The 19358-nt window shown below is 35.1% G+C and carries 22 protein-coding genes; 2 read left to right on the top strand and 20 right to left on the bottom strand.

Going from position 1 to position 19358, the window contains the following annotated elements:
• Positions 1 to 358: 358 nt before the first annotated feature.
• The 12 genes from NST77_RS05160 to NST77_RS05105 form a co-directional block, all read right to left on the bottom strand.
• The gene (locus NST77_RS05160; RefSeq protein WP_095329087.1) at positions 359 to 1264 is read right to left on the bottom strand and encodes a nuclease-related domain-containing protein; all 906 of its coding nucleotides are present in this window, start codon (positions 1262 to 1264) and stop codon (positions 359 to 361) included.
• 119 nt (positions 1265 to 1383) lie between these two features.
• The gene (locus tag NST77_RS05155) at positions 1384 to 3507 is read right to left on the bottom strand and encodes a penicillin-binding protein (protein ID WP_341122768.1); all 2124 of its coding nucleotides are present in this window, start codon (positions 3505 to 3507) and stop codon (positions 1384 to 1386) included.
• 3 nt (positions 3508 to 3510) lie between these two features.
• Positions 3511 to 3870 carry a cell division protein FtsL gene (ftsL, locus tag NST77_RS05150; protein ID WP_095329085.1) on the bottom strand — a complete coding sequence of 120 codons (360 nt, stop codon included), beginning with the start codon at positions 3868 to 3870 and terminating at the stop codon, positions 3511 to 3513.
• Positions 3871 to 3894: 24 nt separating this feature from the next.
• Positions 3895 to 4827, bottom strand: a complete 933-nt coding sequence (rsmH, locus tag NST77_RS05145; protein ID WP_095329084.1) for a 16S rRNA (cytosine(1402)-N(4))-methyltransferase RsmH — start codon at positions 4825 to 4827, stop codon at positions 3895 to 3897.
• A 63-nt stretch (positions 4828 to 4890) separates the two neighbouring features.
• The gene (gene mraZ / locus NST77_RS05140; protein ID WP_047939902.1) at positions 4891 to 5322 is read right to left on the bottom strand and encodes a division/cell wall cluster transcriptional repressor MraZ; all 432 of its coding nucleotides are present in this window, start codon (positions 5320 to 5322) and stop codon (positions 4891 to 4893) included.
• A 536-nt stretch (positions 5323 to 5858) separates the two neighbouring features.
• Complete coding sequence (bshC, locus tag NST77_RS05135) at positions 5859 to 7493, bottom strand: bacillithiol biosynthesis cysteine-adding enzyme BshC (protein ID WP_341122767.1); 1635 nt, start codon at positions 7491 to 7493, stop codon at positions 5859 to 5861.
• 300 nt (positions 7494 to 7793) lie between these two features.
• Positions 7794 to 8189, bottom strand: coding sequence for a DUF3397 domain-containing protein (locus NST77_RS05130; protein ID WP_095329082.1), 396 nt, complete (start codon positions 8187 to 8189; stop codon positions 7794 to 7796).
• Complete coding sequence (locus tag NST77_RS05125; protein WP_341122766.1) at positions 8182 to 9099, bottom strand: 2-dehydropantoate 2-reductase; 918 nt, start codon at positions 9097 to 9099, stop codon at positions 8182 to 8184. The genes NST77_RS05130 and NST77_RS05125 overlap by 8 nt, the downstream gene beginning before the upstream one ends.
• 512 nt (positions 9100 to 9611) lie before the next feature.
• Positions 9612 to 10178, bottom strand: coding sequence for an RsfA family transcriptional regulator (locus NST77_RS05120; protein WP_095329080.1), 567 nt, complete (start codon positions 10176 to 10178; stop codon positions 9612 to 9614).
• 118 nt (positions 10179 to 10296) lie between these two features.
• The gene (locus NST77_RS05115) at positions 10297 to 10746 is read right to left on the bottom strand and encodes a DUF523 domain-containing protein (RefSeq protein WP_095329079.1); all 450 of its coding nucleotides are present in this window, start codon (positions 10744 to 10746) and stop codon (positions 10297 to 10299) included.
• Between the two features lie 145 nt (positions 10747 to 10891).
• A complete protein-coding gene (gene rpmF, locus NST77_RS05110; RefSeq protein ID WP_016200993.1) occupies positions 10892 to 11065 on the bottom strand; it encodes a 50S ribosomal protein L32 in 174 nt (57 codons plus the stop codon).
• Positions 11066 to 11158: 93 nt separating this feature from the next.
• Entirely contained in the window at positions 11159 to 11671 is a 513-nt protein-coding gene (locus NST77_RS05105) for a YceD family protein (protein ID WP_061796783.1), read from the bottom strand.
• Between the two features lie 390 nt (positions 11672 to 12061).
• On the opposite strand from NST77_RS05105, the gene NST77_RS05100 reads away from it, so the two are divergent.
• Positions 12062 to 13276 (top strand): nucleotidyltransferase, encoded by a 1215-nt coding sequence (locus NST77_RS05100; RefSeq protein WP_341122765.1) that lies wholly within the window; start codon positions 12062 to 12064, stop codon positions 13274 to 13276.
• Positions 13277 to 13387: 111 nt separating this feature from the next.
• Here NST77_RS05100 and NST77_RS05095 read toward each other — a convergent pair whose 3' ends face one another.
• Positions 13388 to 14182 (bottom strand): patatin-like phospholipase family protein, encoded by a 795-nt coding sequence (locus NST77_RS05095; protein ID WP_123257413.1) that lies wholly within the window; start codon positions 14180 to 14182, stop codon positions 13388 to 13390.
• Between the two features lie 211 nt (positions 14183 to 14393).
• On the opposite strand from NST77_RS05095, the gene ylbJ reads away from it, so the two are divergent.
• The gene (gene ylbJ / locus NST77_RS05090) at positions 14394 to 15614 is read left to right on the top strand and encodes a sporulation integral membrane protein YlbJ (RefSeq protein WP_341122764.1); all 1221 of its coding nucleotides are present in this window, start codon (positions 14394 to 14396) and stop codon (positions 15612 to 15614) included.
• A gap of 79 nt (positions 15615 to 15693) precedes the next feature.
• On the opposite strand, the gene coaD is transcribed toward ylbJ, so the two are convergent.
• From coaD to NST77_RS05055, 7 genes are all read right to left on the bottom strand, one after another.
• Complete coding sequence (gene coaD / locus NST77_RS05085; protein ID WP_095329075.1) at positions 15694 to 16185, bottom strand: pantetheine-phosphate adenylyltransferase; 492 nt, start codon at positions 16183 to 16185, stop codon at positions 15694 to 15696.
• 3 nt (positions 16186 to 16188) lie between these two features.
• On the bottom strand, positions 16189 to 16755 hold the full coding sequence (gene rsmD, locus NST77_RS05080) for a 16S rRNA (guanine(966)-N(2))-methyltransferase RsmD (RefSeq protein WP_171509510.1): 567 nt from the start codon (positions 16753 to 16755) through the stop codon (positions 16189 to 16191).
• Between the two features lie 498 nt (positions 16756 to 17253).
• Entirely contained in the window at positions 17254 to 17529 is a 276-nt protein-coding gene (locus tag NST77_RS05075; protein ID WP_047939889.1) for a YlbG family protein, read from the bottom strand.
• Between the two features lie 95 nt (positions 17530 to 17624).
• Positions 17625 to 18071: a YlbF family regulator gene (locus tag NST77_RS05070; protein WP_047939888.1), complete on the bottom strand. Its 447-nt coding sequence runs from the start codon at positions 18069 to 18071 to the stop codon at positions 17625 to 17627.
• A 74-nt stretch (positions 18072 to 18145) separates the two neighbouring features.
• Positions 18146 to 18571 (bottom strand): hypothetical protein, encoded by a 426-nt coding sequence (locus tag NST77_RS05065; protein WP_341122763.1) that lies wholly within the window; start codon positions 18569 to 18571, stop codon positions 18146 to 18148.
• 90 nt (positions 18572 to 18661) lie between these two features.
• Positions 18662 to 18901, bottom strand: coding sequence for a YlbE-like family protein (locus NST77_RS05060; RefSeq protein ID WP_123257411.1), 240 nt, complete (start codon positions 18899 to 18901; stop codon positions 18662 to 18664).
• A gap of 13 nt (positions 18902 to 18914) precedes the next feature.
• Complete coding sequence (locus NST77_RS05055) at positions 18915 to 19358, bottom strand: YlbD family protein (protein WP_341122762.1); 444 nt, start codon at positions 19356 to 19358, stop codon at positions 18915 to 18917.

The raw sequence follows: 19358 nt of genomic DNA, 5'->3' as shown, positions 1-19358 counted from the left end.
TTCTTCTGCTTATTTTAGCGTTCATCCCCTTGTTGAAAACTACTTTCCTTGCTTCTTCTAATTATTTCGGCGTTCATCCTCCCGATGAAAGCCACTTTCCCTGCTTCTTCTGCTTATTTTAGCGTTCATCCCCTTGTTGAAAACTACTTTCCTTGCTTCTTCTAATTATTTCGGCGTTCATCCTCCCGATGAAAACCACTTTCCCTGCTTTTTCTAATTATTTCGGCGTTCATCCCCTTGATGAAAACCACTTTCCCTGCTTCTTCTAATTATTTTGGCGTTCATCCTCCCGATGAAAACCACTTTCCCTGCTTCTTCTATTAATTTTGGCGTTCATCTCTTCTGTGAAAACTATCTTTCACTCATAATACGCCCACTGATGTATACCAATAAGCCTATAATGCTTATCTAATATTCTCTTAATCCTCCGCATTCCTCCCGATATCAAACACCAGTCATATATTTCTTTTGTCGTTATCTTTCTTTCTGGAAAAAGCAGCTTAAATTCTTTAACACTTCGTAAAACTGCTAACTCCAAGCTTTCTGTATATCCACATACATTACATTTGATCATTGCGCGTTCTGTTGAAATAAACAGTGAGTTGCATTTTTCGCAAAGGATTCCTTTCTTAAGTTCTTCATAGGTATAACTTGGCATTCTTCGATAAGATGAATCTTCCATATGAAGAGCGATCAACTTTTCAGCTAAGAGCGCATACTGTTTTTTTACTTGTGATCTATTTTTTTCTAATAATTTAACATAACGATTTAATTGGTTGGGATAAATATAAGGCAAATGAAGTGGAGCTTGATATAAGATAAATTCGGGGTTTATAAAAACAACATGTGGAATAATTGTAATAGAGTAACCAAGCTGGTGAACTAATTGTCTTAACAGGAACTCTGTTCGTTTTAATTGAGTAATAGGATTATTGATTTCTACTTTATTGTTTTTCTTATAGAATCGATCATTTTCATAATAAAAGTCACCTTCGTAGTTCTTAATTTCATAGAGATGAAGTGCCTCTCCTTCTATCAATAAGGAGTCGATTTGAAATGTCGTCTGGTGTGATTGTAATAATAAATCATTTAATACAATACTATTTGGGGCTAAATCCCTTAAATGCTCATCAAACTTCCTCTCTCCTTCCCAGCCTTTCCCTTGATTTAAGTACTTTGTCTTCAATTCATCAGATAATTCCATTCGGCTATTTAATGATTTTAATAAAGCTAATTCCAGTGGTTCCCTTCTTTTCTTATACACTTTTTCACCCTCCTATTATACTAAAGCGTTACAAACGAACGCTTATTTCTAGTATACAATACCGCGTCCATCTCCAACAAAAAAGCTTCACTACATCTCAAAAATGTAGTGAAGCTCTCTTACTCTGGTTCTTTTAACTTAACCGATAACTTATCGTTTTCCTTAATCTTAGACCCTGCTTTTATACTTTGGGAGGACACATAACCACTGCCGGAACTTTCAAGTTTCAGCTTATTGAGGTCCGCTACTTTTAAAACATCGCGTAATGACCAGCCCTTCATATTAGGGACTGTTTCTTTCCCATCCGTCTTTAAGATTACTTTCTCGCCTTTTAGATAAGTATCTCCTTTGACTGGCAGCTGTTCTTCCACTGTCTTGCCGTCTCCGATAATAACGGCATTCAGCCTTTTATCCTCCAGAATTTTCTTCGCTTCTTCTGCAGTCATTCCACTTAAATTAGGAATTTCGATTGGCTTCGAAATTACTTCTTTTGTTGGAACTATATCCATATACTGTAGACTGCTCTTCATTACTGAAGTGAAAATTTCAGCGACTGGTTCAGACCCAGTTTCCGTTTCCTTTAACTTTGGTTGCTGAACAGCAACATACATTATTAATTCAGGATCATCCTTCGGAGCCATTCCTAAGAAAGAAAAGATGTAATCATTTTTACTTTTTAAATACCCACCGCCGCTTTTAGGAATTTGTGCGGTTCCTGTTTTACCGGCAACATCATATCCATCAATATTGAATTTTTTGTAACCAGTCCCTTTTTTACTCGTAATAACTGTTTCAAGAATATCGCGGACTTCTTTGGCTGTTTTTGCAGAAATTGGTGTTCCTGCAACTTTTGTCTCGCCTTTTTTAATGATTTTTCCTGTATTTGGATCTTTAATCTGTTCAATAACATACGGCTTTACCATTTTTCCATCATTGGCGATAGCTGTTGCAGCTTGAATTTGCTGAATTGGCGTTAAAGCAGTACCTTGACCAAAAGCAGTAGTAATTTTTTCGATTGGCCAATTAAATACAATCGAGCTATTTGCTTCTTTTGGCAGATCGATGCCAGTTGGCTGATCAAGGCCGAATTTTGTTAAATATTCTCTGAATGTCTCAAAGCCGATTTTTTCCTTAGCAAGTTTCGCGAACGCTACATTGGAAGATCGCTGAACACCTTCCAAATAGGAAATAGGTCCCCAACCAGCTCCATTATTATGATCTCCTATTCCTTCATATCTGCCTGACTGATACTCCTCGTTTGGATTGAATACTCCTTCTTCTACTGCTGCAGCTAAGGTAAAGATTTTCATCGTGGATCCTGGTTCATAATTGGTTTCGATTGCTTCATTATGCCAGGAAGCTGTAATACCTTCTCTTGTTTCAGGATCAAAGGACGGTCTTTGACTCATCGCTAATATTTCCCCTGTTTTCGGATTAGCTACAATCGCAATCATTTTTACAGGATCATATTCCGCATTCACCTTATTCATCGTATCTTCTAAAAAGGATTGAATTTTCTTATCGAGTGTTAAATAAACATCCTTGCCATTTTGAGCAGGCACGATTTTATCCTTACTGTTCGGCAAAATATAACCCCATATATCTTTACTATACTGCATACTGCCATTTGTGCCTGTCAGCATTTTATTTAAGCTTTCTTCAATACCTAATCTACCTGTTTCTTTACCATCATCCTCTTCCAAATAGCCGATAACATGGGAAGCAAAGATTCCATTCGGATAGAAACGCTTCTTCCCTTCGACAATTTGAATACCAGGAAGCTTTAAATCTTCAATTTTCTTTTTCGTCTCATAGGAAAGATCCTTTCCGGCCTCCCCAAATTCCACTTGTTTTGCGCCCTTTTTGGTTAAAATTCTATAAATCTCCGATTCTTTTAAATCGATATATTTCGCTAATTCTCTAGCTGTCAATTCAGGATCTGCAACATGAACTTTTTTATCCGGATTTTTACTCAATGATTTATCCGTTACAGCAACTAGCTTATAAGAAACTGCATCCTCCGCAATTACGTCCCCATTGCGATCTAATATACTTCCTCTAGAAGCCTCTAGCACACGAGAAGTGTTATGTTTTTTTTCTGCTTGTGCAGCTAGTTCTACTCCTGACACTTCTCCTGTCGCTTGAATATAGACAAACCGAATAACTAAAACAAAAAAGAGCAGACAAAAGAGAATAAAAAGGATGGCTGCTCCAAAATTAATATTAGGTTGTTTTCGAATCATTGCTTAATGCACAACCTTTACATTATCTTTACTAAAATCTAAACCTAATTTCCCTGCTACTTCGCGTAAGCGTTCAAAGCTGCTTAAATCCTTGACCTGTGTATCTAATTCCTTGTTTGACTTTTCAAGCGAATTAATGGAGCTTTCCGCTACTTGAATATCTTTATTTACTTGATAAATCTCCGATTGGTTGCTTACAATTTTTACGCCGCCAATACAAATAATCGCTACAAAGGCAATTCCTAAAATCTTCTCTCCAGGAGATAATAATGATTTAGTCTGTTTAATAACCTTTTTAACCGACTGTTTTTCTTCTTGTTGTTGATATTGATCCTGCTGAATTTTTCTTGCTAAGTTGCTCATTTAATTACCTCCCGCACCCTTTGGTTATTGTTTTTCTGCAATACGTAGTTTCGCTGATCTTGCTCTGTTATTAAATTCTAATTCTTCTTCTGATGGAACAATCGGCTTTCTTGTAATTAATTTCAATTCTGGTTTAAACTCATCTGGAATAACCGGTAGTCCTGGCGGCAATGGCGGCAGGTCACTCATCTTTTTAAATGTCGACTTGCAGATTCTGTCTTCAAGAGAATGGAAAGTGATAACGCTGATTCTTCCGCCTGGATTTAACAACGTAATAGCTTGCTCTAACGAAGCTTCAAATACGCCAAGTTCATCATTAACAGCAATTCGTATTGCTTGGAAAACTCTTTTAGCAGGATGACCACCTTTTCGTCTAGCTGGCGCTGGAATAGCTTCTTTGATTAATTCAACCAACTCTCCAGTCGTTTCAATTGGCCGATTTTCTCTTGCTGCCTCAATCTTCCTTGCTATTTGTTTAGAGAATTTCTCCTCACCATAACGAAAGAAAATTTTAACTAATGATTCATATGACCAAGAATTGACTACATCATATGCAGTAACATCCGCTTCGTTATCCATGCGCATATCAAGCGGTGCATCATGATGATAACTAAATCCGCGTTCAGGAGTATCTAATTGCGGAGAAGAAACACCTAAGTCATAAAGAATTCCATCTACATGTGTAATCCCTAAGTTGTGAATTTCTTCTTTTAGATAACGAAAATTACTTTTGACAATCGTCAATCTGTCCTTATATGGGGCTAATTTTTCTTGTGCATTTTTTATGGCTATTTCATCTTGATCGAATGCAATTAATCTTCCGCTGCCTGATAATTTGGAAAGAATTAATTCGCTGTGCCCTGCTCCGCCTAAAGTACAATCCACATAAATTCCATCTGGCTTAATATCGAGAGCATCGACCGCTTCATTCAGTAATACTGTTGTATGATTAAACATGAATCCACACCTGTCTATAAATTTTTCTTGTAGGTAGTATTTATTATGTACATAGTGAAAAAATTAAATATCAAACCCAATCATATTCTCTGCAATTTCTGCAAAAGAATCCTCTGATTCGGAAAAATAATTTTCCCACTCTTGTTTATCCCATATTTCAATACGATTAGAAACACCGAGAATAACACACTCCTTCTCTAGCTGTGCATATTGAAATAAGGGGGAGGCAATATTAATGCGACCTTGTTTATCAATCTCACATTCTGTTGCTCCGGAGAAGAAAAATCGGGTAAATGCTCTAGCATCTTTTTTGGTTAAGGGCAATTGCTTGAGCTTGTCTTCAATTATCTCCCATTCATTCAGTGGGTAACCGAAAAGACATCGATCGAGGCCACGGGTTAGAATAAAGGTCTCACCTAAGTTCTCTCTAAACTTCGCAGGAACAATGATACGTCCTTTTGCGTCAACATTATGATGATATTCACCCATAAACATACCCTTGTCCCCCACTTTCTAACCTCAATGTACCACATTCCCCCACTTTCCTCCACTATTAATTTTAATTCTATCTATTTTGTATATTTCCTGCAACAAAAATAATAATTTTGAAAAGAATAAATAGGTTTCTTTGTCACTACTTTTTGAGAATTGACTGTTTATTTTCTAAAAGACAAACCTAGAGGAAGGAATGAAAATACGTTATAACAATAAAAAAACCGTCCTATAATTAGGACGGTACAGCTTATTGACAAAAGGAATTTAGGAAATGTAAATGGAATTATTATGCATTGATTGGAGTGGAAGGGGTGAGACTCCTGTGGGATCTGCGAGACAGTCTGAGACCCTGCAGGCCTTTAAGCCGCAGCGACTCAGCGCGAGCCCCACGGAAAGCGAACCCCTGCAATGGAAATCAATTCTTATTTAAAAGAATGTATATGTATAAACTAAGACAAACTCCTAATTACTGAATTAGGAGTTTGTCGACAGTCTGAACCTTCCTATAATTAGGACGGCAATCATTCTTTTCTTCCTTATAATTTAATAACCTTATGTGTTCCATCAAAATCCATTGGCAATTCCATTACACTTTGAATAAAATCCATACCATATTTATTTAAGAAATAAGTGATATTCCAAACTCTTTCTTGTGGAGATCCTTCTGGTTTTAAATTTTGTTCAATGCGATTGAATTTATTTACCAGTACTTCATGCTTTAATTTTACGGAAGCATCGACTTTGTTCTGCAAAAATTCAACCTGGCTAACTAAGAAATCTTCATTTTTTTCTAATAACGGCAGTAAGCCTTTATACTCCGCCTTCATTTCCTCTTCCACTTGATCGTATTTCGTTTTGATTATATTTGTTAACTCACTAAGTATCTGTTCAATCCGTTCATTCGAGACAGACTTTAAAAATTCCGCACATTTTTCAGAGGTTCCATTTACAAGAACATCCTTTATCGATAATTTTAGTTCCTCTATGTCTGCTTCCACGCTTCTCTCTAAGAGTGTAATATTTAAGCGAGGAATAACAGGCGGCATTTTAATCCCTAGGTGCTCAAAAGCCTTTTTAAGTTCCGCCCAGTATGCAATCTCTCCAGGTCCGCCAATAAATGCTAAAGTAGGAAATAATAAATCTTGCGTTATTGGTCTTGTTACCACATTATTGCTAAGCCTTTGAGGGAATTCACTTGCAATCTCTATTAACTGTTCCATTGTAAAAGATACCGTTCTATCTTTCCCGATAAAACAGTTTTCTATTTCATCGTATTGCAGCAATACTCTTTCTTGCTCTGCTTCATCATAATAAAACAAGTTAACAGGATTTTCTGCCATTTCGATAACTAGAGAATATCCCTTCTCCTGTACTAACTTTTGTTGTTCTGAAACGGAATCTGCCAATTTTTGAAATTCATTAATTTGTTTAAGGAAAATTTCTTTCTCCAACTTGCGAATCTCTTTATCACCAGAATCGACCAATAGTAATCCATAATCTTGGAATAAACTCATAGTAATATAGCTAAAGAAGTCAACTATCGTGGTGGATTCATGGACAGCGCTATGCAAAAGTTCCAACAAAGGCTTAGAATGATCTGTTTCACCATAGGATTCAACGACTTTTTCCAGCCATTCTATACAGACTTCTTTTTCCAGCAATATATCGGAAGCCATTCTTTTATCCAACACTCTTTGCGGAAAAACTATCTTCTTCATTTTTTCCTTACCTGGTGTATAAATATGATTAATTTCTAAATAATCATGGTCTTCTCCCGCTATCCAGAATACTGGCACAACCGGGATACCTAATTCTTCTTCTTTTTGTTTAGCTAACAAGATAATACTAATTACTTTATGAATGGAGTATAACGGTCCTGTTAAAACACCCGCTTGTTGTCCACCAATAACAACTACACTGTTTTCCTTTCTTAATTTAGAAAGGGATTGCCTCACCTTTTCACCTTGAGGGAACTTTTTCATGTAATCTGCAATATAATCTGCAAGATCATTCCTCATAAAAGTTCTCGTTTCTAATTCTTTAACTCTCTTCTCATAGCTACCATTATCAAGATAAGAATAATGAAAAAAGTCTTCCGCACTATTCTTTTGTTCTAAATAATCTGTTACGAATTTATTTGCCACAGGCAAAGAGAGATTCATCATCTCCATCTATGTACTTCCTTTCTCCTATTCGAGTTTTCCTTATATATGTATTTTCTCCTTATTAAAGACTCTTTCTATAGTGGGAGTCCAACCACGAGCTTATCATCCAGCTATAAAAAACATTCATTTTATTTCGCCACATAGAAAAGTATAGCATCCCTTTACTATAAAAGAAAAAAAGTTGCTTATAAGCCTTATCTTTTCGATTTATTTTCTTTTTAGCATCTGCCAGTTCGAGCCCACCTATTCATTTAAAGGAGCACTGGCTTGCTAAAACCATTTAAGTTACTTTATTATAATCAATTATTATATCATTCCAAGTGTTCTCCATATAGATAATATAAGGCCATAAACGAGCAATACAATATATAAAAGGAAAAAAAGAAGAAAGGTTACACGCCAAATTCCTTTAAATACTTTTTTGTATTGTATTTCCTCTTTAAACTTCCAATGAATAATAACAAATAACATGCCAATCAACAAGATAAATATCACAATATACAATAAGAGCGAAGTATGCCAGATGGATTGAATAAGAAAATGGACAGAAACAATAAAAAAGATGGTACTTATATCTAGGGCTAGATGTATAGATAGACGGTGCTTTTTTGTAATCAACTTACTAATAACAAAAACAATAAACAATGTAAAGATAGGAAAAACCACGAGAAAACTAATGAGCTGTGAAGTTAGATTAATCATGGATAAACACCTCTCTTTCTCGTTCTTTTCCTTTAATCATCCGATAAACCACCTTTGCAATAGGCACACTCTGCTTTTTCTTTTTTGCTTCCTCTATTATGTATCCTAAAATTGCATCTATTTCCGTAGGCCTTCCCGCCTCCATATCCTTTAGCATCGAAGATTTATTTAAAGCTGTTTTTCGTATGACTTCCAAACAATACTCTCGATAAATTTCTTTATCAGCTTCATTTATCGTTAAAACATCTAATACCTCATTCATAAACATAGTCATCACTTCAGAATAATAAGCGTTTTCCAGCAAAACACCATTTGGCACCTGCAAAATACTAGTTAAACTATTTACAAGACAATTTACGACTAATTTTTTTGGCAGCATTATTTCATAATTATGCTCCATTATAAATAAAAAGTCTTTATTGGTCGCTGTTGTGAGCTTGGTAAGTATATCGTCCATTTCTCCTTTTAAGCAAGCTATTTTTATTGCTCCTACACCAGTATGTATGACTGTTTGCTCATCTTCCTTCATCGCTCCATGTTCGACAATTCCTATCAATATATTAGCAACTCGCGAATTCCTAATTGTCTCTATGTGTCCCATTCCATTTTGTAAAAAGCACATTGCCTTTATTTTATCACCCATTTTTTCCATCTTCTCGTAAATGGACGATAATTGATATTGCTTCACTGCCACGATTGTCAGCTCTTCTAGTCCATTCCACTCTTCAAAAAACCGTACGTGTACTGTTCGATTTTTCTTTTCGTCATTTACTTTATAATATATTCCTTCCTCTAAGATTCGCTCGTATTGCTTCTTTGACCGAACATATAAGGTGATATCATGCTTTTCCTTTAACTGGTATGCACATAATAAGCCAATTGCCCCAGCTCCAATAATTGCAATTTTCATCAGAAGCTCCTTTATCGTTTCAAGTTATCGTTAGTTATATATTAACATTTTCTGAAATGTTTGTAGTACGAAAATCACAGCAATAGAAAAAAATAAAATATTATTCTTGCCCTAAAAAACGAAACGAAAGCTAAAAAACGAGTGGAATCACACAGTTATTGAAAGATAATCTATAAAAGAGATTTTTTAAGGTTTAATAATATAGAAGGAATAAAATTAGAGAAGAATGTGACAACTTTAATGGGGAAAACGCGGTATTATACTCACAAAATCAAATTGATTTTGTTTTCTTTACATAGGGAGATTTTGATGGTTTATATAAAGCAGCCGCTCATATTCTCCTTGGGAGTCAAGTGAATCCATTGATTCTCCTCTGCCTCACCTTTTATATACAGGAGTTTTGAGCGGATGCTTCCTAACTGACAGGATTCCTCCTGCAATATAGAATATTTATTTGATCTAATTATTATAGAAATAGATGCCATTAGCATTTCAGCTAAAGAAAATCTTACTTATACCTTGGGAAGTTTATCCTCATCTTTAAAAACCACCATTTGTCTTGCTTTTTCCATCAGCTCCACTAATGCTTTATAAGCACCTTCCATGGAATCTAATTCACTTTGCAGTTCTTCATTTTCCTTCTTTAATAACGCTAGCTTTTCCTCTAATTCTTTCGTTTTCTCTTTAACGGTGGAAGAGTCTATATTTTCTTGTTCCCACTTAGTTGCTTTATCATATAAATCTTTTAAATATATCATCATTTCATCAAATTGATTCTGTATAGGAGTTGGAGATATAGCAGGCTGGCCAGTTACTTCTTCTTGAGAAAACTCTTCTGCTACATTTGTCTTTTTCAATTGCTTTCTTTGTTTTTTGGCAAGTTCTATACCAGATTTATATTGTTTGCGTACATATGAATTCCAGCGAAATCCACATGCTGCACTTGTTCTTGATAATAACTTCCCCACTTCTTCAAATGCTTGAAGCTGTGTACCGCCTTCTCTAATATGACGAAGAACAATTTCAGCAAGTAAAATATCTTCATCTTTTGACCAAGCATCTTGTCTTGTTGTTGTCATCAGTGTACCCTCCTAGTGTTTTTTATTCATACATATGCATCTACTAGAAAAGATAGACTGATTTATTCATATTACAGAAAGAAAAATTAATGGCACGCAAAACTGCTTAAAGATCTATTCAAGAAAATAATTCGTCTTCCGATACCACTTTGATACCGTTTCTTCTTAAAAGCGCTGTGGTTACACCCACACCGTCCATTCTTGTGCCATCAAAGCTCCCTGAATATATACTACCACTACCACAAGAAGGACTATTTTCTTTTAAGACTACCATTTCTGCCTCCAAGTCTTTAATAAAAACTAACGTTTTATTAGCCCCTTCGATATACATTTGTGTCACATCATTTCCTTTAGCATCTTTAACAAACGCTCTTCCATCGAGAACATCATAACCATCCCCTCCGACTATCTCGGCTGGCTCCCTCGGAGTAGAGAAGCCTCCCAATAATTCCGGACAAACCGTTCTTATGCTTTCTTTTTTTATAAACGCTTCTATGTTGGCATCTAAACAATCCGTCCCATTATACCGAACTTTCAGACCAGCTAAACAAGAACTTACGACAATCATTGCTCAACACCTCATTAATATGTATTTTCTTCTAACTTTCAAAACTTCCTTTTATTTTACCTCAGCTATTTTATAAAAATAACGATAACATGGAAAAAAGCACAAGAACTTAAGTTCTTGTGCTTTTAATCAACAAAAAAGATAATTAGTTGCTTACAACTTCTTTCCCTTTGTATGTTCCGCAAGCGCTGCATACACGGTGAGCAAGTTTCATTTCACCACAGTTAGGGCATTCTACCATACCAGGCACTTGTAATTTAAAATGTGTACGACGTTTTCTCTTTGCAGTTTTAGATGTTCTTCTAAAAGGTACAGCCATTCGTCCCACCTCCTTAAAGAGTATTAAGAAAGTAATGAGAAAAGATATTTCCAATCTCACATTTTTCTTTTGCATAATTAAATATGAGTTTATTTACTCATTTTCAAAAAACTTAGCAAGTCCTGCAAGACGAGGATCAACTTTCTTCTCCTGTAAATCTTGCTCTTGGATTACTTCCCAATCATTTCCTGATTGCGGAGCTCCCTCTTCTGTTACATCTTCACAGAAGACTTGCATCGGTACCTCAAGTAAAAGTATTTCGGCTATAATTGGCTTTAAGTCAATTACATCCCCTTTCACCTGATGAACTTCCTCTTCGTCTGTTTCATATTCCGAAACTTTTAATAGGAAGGTTTCTGTTGTTTCAACATTAATTGGATAATCCACGTCTACTAAAGTACGAGAGCAAGGTAGCACGAGCGATCCTTTTATATTTAAATGAAAAGTCACTTTCGTTGAATCAATATCCGTACGTCCTGTTATATGAATAGGAGATACTTTTCTTATGGTTGGATCTGTTTCTTTGATCTCATCCATATTTATTGTTTCATCAATTGGCAATCCCTTACTTCGAAATTTTTGTAACTGGCTTAACGTCCATTTCATATATATCACCCCAAGGCAACAAAGGTAATTATAGCTTTCATATAATTATTTGTCAATATTTTTTCTTTACAGTAAATAATAAGAGATATGTCCTGAATCACGACCATATTTCGTGATTTCTTTTCTATTCTACCCATATTCATCAGAATTGCAACCAAAACTTCCTAAATGATTTTTATTTCTCTCCCCTTTGCTTTCCATTTAAGCTATTAGCAAAGCTTTACCTTCTAAAATTCGTAGAATAGAAACTATATTAGAAAGTAGACAGCCCTATTAAAACCTCGGTTCTATTAAAACAAGCAAATCATATAGGTTTCTCTTTTATAACCACTATTTTTAGGATAAACTTTTATTAATACAACCATAAAGAAACTAGTTAGGGAGAATGTGATGAAAGCAGTTGGAATAGTAGTAGAATATAATCCATTTCATAATGGACATTTGTATCATATCCAAAAAGCGAAAGAACTAACACAGGCAGATATTGTGGTTGCTGTTATGAGTGGTCCTTTTCTGCAGAGAGGAGAACCTGCCCTTGTTTCTAAGTGGGCTCGAGCAGAAATGGCTTTGGAAAGTGGAGTAGATCTTATTGTGGAGCTTCCTTATGCTTTTGCCACACAGCATGCTGCCGTATTTGCTTCTGGCGCTGTTGATATTTTGCAAAGCTTAAGTTGTAATTTCTTATGTTTTGGCAGTGAATCAGGCAGCATTGATGCTTTTCATCAGATTTTTACCAAGCTGCAAGAGCAAAAGACAGAAGAGGATTTACTTGTTAAGAGATTTATGAAACAAGGAATAAGCTATCCGAAAGCTAAATCATTAGCGATAAAAGAATTAACAAATAGTGATGATCACACCACGCTAAATCTTAGTATGCCAAATAACATCTTAGGATATGAATATTATAAGGCGGTGCATACCAATAAGTATCCTATGGAAATTTGCACAGTTGCCCGCATGAAAGCAGACTATCATGACAAAACATTTACTTCGGATACGATAGCTAGCGCAACAAGCATTCGTGAAGAATTATTGCATGCCAAGGGAGACATAAAAAAAATAGAACCCTTCCTCCCCGCAAGTAGTTATCAAATACTACAGCAGTATAAGGAAACATACCTCGCTTATCATACTTGGGAGAATTACTGGCACTATTTAAAATTCCGTCTCCTTCAGTCAACAGCAGAAGAGCTAGCTACCATATATGAGATGGAGGAAGGTTTAGAGTATCGCTTCCTCAAATATGTAAAAACAGCATCCTCTTTTCAGGATTTTATTCGTTTAGTAAAAACGAAAAGATATACATGGACAAGGCTGCAAAGAATTTGCGTACATATTTTAACAAACACCAAAAAGGCAAAAATGCAGTCTTCATTGAAGCCAAGTTTTATTCGTTTACTTGGTACAACTGTAAATGGCCGTCTCTATTTAAAAGAAAAAAAGAAGCAGTTTCAGCTGCCAATTATCAGTAAGCTTTCTGCTTTTGATAAAGAAAAAATCGCATTAGATATTCGCGCTTCGCAAATTTATGCTTTAGGTGTTCCTAATCTTGTTCAGCATCAACTATTAGAGATGGATTACACCAAACCTCCAATCATGAAATAATTCCTATGCAAGGACTAGTTTATTGGTTGGAGTTCTTTATAAACAGCTTAAAGATTAAAGGCCCTCCACTGTAGTAAATCGAGAACCTTTAATCTTTATTTGTTTACTCTATTAATTACTTTTTTTCCTTCTTTCTTTTTTTCTGATTTCCTTTTTAATCCCTTCTATATATCTTCTCGTTTCTGTTTCCCCTATTTTAATAATTTTCTCCAAATCAGTAAATGCCTTACTATTAAACATTTCAACAGGCGGCTTAATCATCACATCACTTGCTACCTCGCGTGATTCTACTAGTTCCATTTGCATGATATCTAATGAACGCATAATTACATCATAAATATTAGAAATATCTGTATGAATGTTTACTTTTGCTACATCGACAGCAATTACAATATCTGCTCCCATTTCCTTCACAACTGAGACAGGAACACGATCGATTACTCCTCCGTCTACAAGCAATCGCCCGTCAATTTTTTCTGGAACAAATATGCCTGGAATAGAAATACTTGCCCGAACAGCATCAGCAATGGGCCCTTTTGTAAAAACTACTTTTTCTGCTGTTAACAAATCTGTCGCAACAATGGCAACAGGGATATCTAACTCCTCTAAATTTTTTCCATAGGTAAACAAATGAATTAATTCCTTTACACGGTTCCCAGCGATAAACCCCATTTTAGGCACAGTAAAATCCAAATAGTATTTTCTTTTAAAGAACTTGGATAAAGTGTATAATCGCTCAATATCGGATCCTGCTCCATATAGACAGCCAACTATAGCACCTATACTGCTACCAGCAATATAATCTATTGGGATGTTCTCTTCTCTAAGTATTTTTATTACACCAATATGTGCAAATCCTCTCGCTCCACCTGACCCTAACGCTAATCCAATTTTTGGGCGTTCCATATTGTCCCACCTATTCTTATCAAAATAATAATCTATATATTCTTATGGTCTTTTTTTTTATGTTATGAGTATATTGATTGGTAGAGGGATATTCTTCAGGCTGTTTGTGTACAAGTATTCTTTTTTATTAAATATGTTTCTTAAACAGTCTTTCTTCTATAAAAAAGAATACTTACCTACTATTTTCTATTTGAAGGGGGAGCAATATAATTTGTTACGCTCAAAATTTAAGACAATCGTACTCGCTTTATCTGCGTCCCTATTAGCTCTTGCTCTAATTTCTTTTCCAGGAGTTGCAGTTGACGCTTCCAAAAATGGACTAAACACATGGTGGACGATTGTTTTTCCTTCACTTCTTCCTTTCCTTATTTTATCCGAAATTTTAATCGGTTTTGGTGTAGTTCGTTTTATTGGTGTTTTATTGGAACCCATTATGCGACCTCTCTTTAAAGTTCCAGGTGTAGGTGGATTTGTTTGGGCAATGGGCATGGTATCAGGCTTTCCTACTGGAGCAAAATTAACAGCAAGAATGCGTGAAGAAAAACAATTAACAAGAACAGAAGCTGAAAGACTCGTTTCTTTTTCTAACGCTTCTAATCCAATGTTTATTATTGGTGCAGTTTCAGCTTCTTTTTTTCATAGTCCCAAACTAGGACTACTTCTTGCCTTTTCTCATTACTTAGCCAACTTTACAGTAGGACTTTTTATGAGATTTCATGGCAAGGACACAGAAATAAAGAAACAGGAGGCAACTGAAAAAGCCTCTATCAAAAGAGCATTACGGGAATTACATCAAACTCGATTAAAAGACAAGCGTCCGCTTGGCAAATTAATGGGTGATGCCGTTACTTCTTCAATTCAATCATTATTAATGGTCGGTGGCTTCATTATTCTTTTTTCCGTTATTAATCGATTACTATTTCACTTACATATTACTTCTTTTGTTGCTAAATTGTTAGAATCTATTTTCCAGCTATTCACTTTTTCTGGCGAATTAACGATTCCATTCATTGCTGGGATATTTGAAATTACATTAGGAAGTCAATTAACAAGTGAGGTAGAAACTTCTACCCTTATGCATCAAGCAATCCTAACTAGCTGTATTCTCGGCTTTAGTGGTTTGAGTGTACAAGCGCAGGTTGCAAGTATTCTAGCACAGACAGATATTCGCTTTAAACCATTTTTTATAGCAAGAATAATGCAAGCAATCTTCTCCGGTATTTATACATTTATCGCTTGGGATTTCTTTAACAAAACCTTTTTGGCAAAAGATGCTCCAACGATTGCAATTCCAGGATTAAAACAGGAGGGAGCTTTCTTTCAACAAATATTTGAAAATATTAGCACATGGGGTCCAATTGTAACGATTATTTCCTTGACAATTTATTGTTTTATCTTAGTAAAAAGATTATCTCCAAGAGAAGAAGTATAAAAAAGACTTATTGCCATAAAGATATAAAAATCTTTTAGGCAATAAGTCCTTTTTTATTCATATTACTGGAGAGAAAGCGTTAGGGACGATTTTTATGAAACTTTGCTCTTAACGCATCATGAACAATCTTTGGGACAAGCTCCGAAATGTCACCATCATACTTACTGACTTCTTTCACTATACTTGAACTTAAGAAAGAATATTGATTATTTGTCATAATAAAGAATGTCTCAATATCATCTGATAAAACTCGGTTCATAGAGGTAATCTGCATTTCGTATTCAAAGTCTGATACAGCTCGTAACCCTCTAATAATTGCATTTGCATTTACACTTTTTGCATAATCAATCAAAAGCCCTTCATAGGACGACACAGAAACATTTTTAATATCTTTTGTTACTTCTCTAATTAACGCTAATCTTTCCTCTACTGAAAAAAAAGGTTTTTTGGCAGAATTATTTAATACACATATGTATACATGGTCAAATACCTTTGCTGATCGTTTAATAATATCAATATGACCGTACGTTATCGGATCAAAACTACCTGGGCAAACTGCTATACTAGCCATTTCTTAGTCCTCCATACCATTTTGTAAGGAATAAATAGAAACCGCAATTATTCCATATTTTTCATGTTTCACTTGTTGAAGTCTGCTAACTGCCTCAGGCAAAGAAATTTCCGAACCGTGTTCACAAACAATAACTCCGTCTTCCTTTAAGAGACCTGCTTCATCAATAAATGTTAGCATTTTTTCCAACTGCTGCTTTTTATATGGCGGATCTAAAAAAATATAATCAAATCTTTTTTCTCTTTTTTGTAATGCTTTTAAAGCACGATCCGCATCGTTGCGATATACCTCTGCTTGGCTATCTAATTTGCATATAGAAAGATTTTCTTTAATCGTATGTATCGCTTTTCCTTCTTTGTCTACAAAAATAACAAGATCCAATCCTCTACTTAAAGCTTCAATACCTAGTCCACCACTCCCAGCAAATAAATCAAGGCCTTCTCCTCCTTGAAAGTAAGGACCTATCATGTTAAAGATGGCTTCTTTGACTTTATCTGTAGTAGGTCTAGTCGAGTTACCAGGCACTGCCTTCAATGGAATCCCCTTATTTTTACCGGAGACAACTCTCATTTCAATCACCACAACCCTAATTTTACTTTAACTGCTTTTACCTTCCCTATCCTACCATAAACCTTATAGCGAGCCAACATTTTAAAGATTTTTTACTATTTATACCATGAATAGTTTTATTCCACCTATTAACTAAAAAAGAAGACTATCTTACTTTATCCAAAAAAATTATTTTGATTAGGTATAAGTGTTCCATGGTTGGGGATAATGTAATTAACAGCATCTATTCGAGGATGTTGTTGCCAACCGCGGAGAAGACTTACGTTTCCCCTAAGTTTTCCTCCGGTTTCTCCTCTCCCTTTACCTTCTTTCCTTATGAATAATAAGGATGTGGAAGGAGCCTGCAGGTATTTGCCTGCAGGCTTTTTTTACTCCCCTTCCCAATTTAAATGGAATTATATTAAAGAAAAAAACAGTATGGATGATGACTTAGTCGCAGAAGTTAATCCTTCTAACTAAGCTTCGTCCATACTGCTCTTATTATCTTTTAAGCAGCTATTAAATTCCCATTTTATAATCATATTCTTTCGCTTTATCTGGCCGCGAATTTTCAAATTCCATTTTTAAAAATGGTTTATAGGAAGGTTCTACCTTTTTAACAAAAGAATGAGCATTTATTTTTTCCATTATGCTTTCTACGTCACTTTGGTTTGTGTAGAGCACAACATATTTTAACCTTTTGGAAATAAAATGAACATTCCCATATCTTCTTAACATTTTTGCTTGTTTTAGTGAAAATAACCAAACAATAATCCCTTGTCGTTGCCCTAGCATAATTTAACCCCTTTAAATACCATTATTTATCATAATAGCATAGGAAAAGAAAATAGAAAAGCAATGATCATCTAGGATCATTGCTTTTAAGTATATTATGCAGAACAACTACAGCTTCCACCACTACCACAACCTCCGGAGCAGCCAGAAAGTTCATCAAAAAATGGATTACCTGTTGGTACTTTAATGAAAGTAGAAACAGAACGTCCAATAATAACACTAACATCATCTAAAAGCTTTTGTAAACCATTCTCAGCAATTTTAAATGCTGCTACATTATCATCTAAATCCATCTCGCGTTTAAGCTGTCTTATTTCCATCATCACTTTTTTATATTCAGGATGATATTTTCCAAAACGCTGAACTTCTTCATATAGCTCTTTCATTTTGTTAAAAGAATGAATTTTCCGCTGTGTTTCCTTATTTGATTGTATATTGGCCAAACAAATACGGTATTGTTCTGCAACATCTGATTCTAATATCATTTCAGCAATCTCTTCTGCTTCCTCTTGAATAAGGAGTATTTCAGTTGTCGCAAGCACGTATTCGCTCACCTCCACCTCTTATTCTACATGAAAGACACTAGAAAGAAAAGGAATGTGATATCCTTTTTTATCTAACTTTTAATCATTACTTGAAATGACTTCTGATATTGCATTTCCTTACTTGCTGCATCTATAACAGAAAGATTAATCGTATGCTTTCCTGCTTTCAGTCCTTCAATTACAAAGGCAGCAGAAGAATATTCATACTTCTGACCATCAACTTCTAAAACTATTTTACCTAATTTCCCCTGGCTATCTTCTCTGAATGAATAGTCCTTTACTCTGCATTCTACAAATACTTTATTTCCCTTCACTAAATGATGCACAGCCATCTTTTCTGTATCTCTATAAGTAGTAGAGGCTTGTACAGCCATATTTGATGAGATTACACCATTTACTGCTTCCTTATGAGGTTTTACTTTTGGATCAGGTATATCATGGCTACACCCAGTTAAAAGGAGAAAAGCAGGAATACAAATCAATCCGAATTTTTTCAACATAAACACTCCTGGTAATTTTAATAATGTTTTCGTTAGTATTACCATTCCTGTTTGTTTTACTCAAAGTATTTATTGACTTCTAAAGACCTAAGATTGTGCATTCATTGCCTGAAACATGCTAACCATCATAGACGCCATTTGTACACCATTCGAAAACTTTTCCACATGATCTGGGATGGTTTTTTTATAATAATGAAGGGAAGCAATCTCAAAGACTTCTAACTGATTTGGATTTCTGCTTAATTCTCTATACCATTGTGGCTGTTCTCGTATAAACTGTTGCAATTCTGTATTCTGCGCAATATATTCTTTAATATTCTGTCTCATATAATCCTCCTATTTAATCTTTCCTAAAAGAAAATGGTCCAGAAGGTTTTTGTTCTGTTGGCGCAGATGTTCCACTAGAACCACTATTGGGAGCGAATTGAGAGATAACACCTTGCAACGTACCTAAAGCTTGGTTTAAGTTTGCCAAGTATCCTTGGATTTGATTTTGGTCCATATTCTTTAATGTATCAACAATATTAGACATCCATACAGTCCGATTACCTGATGCCTCTTCTTTCTTTTGGGTGGACTCAGCACTACCTTCTAATAAACCATCCCATCTAGTATCATTTGGACCTAATAAATACCAATCCTCATATAATTCCTGTAATGTCACATTCCCACTTCTTGCCTCTTTCAATATTTTAGGGTTTGCTTTTACAAATGCTTTAAATTCTTCTACAGAAGGATGAAGTTTTTTATCAGCCATCATTATTTCACCTCTAATTTGATACAT

This window comes from Niallia sp. FSL W8-0177, from assembly GCF_038006285.1.
GTDB classification, from domain to species: Bacteria; Bacillota; Bacilli; order Bacillales; family Cytobacillaceae; genus Niallia; species Niallia circulans_A.
This window is presented reverse-complemented; position numbering and strand designations above follow the sequence as displayed.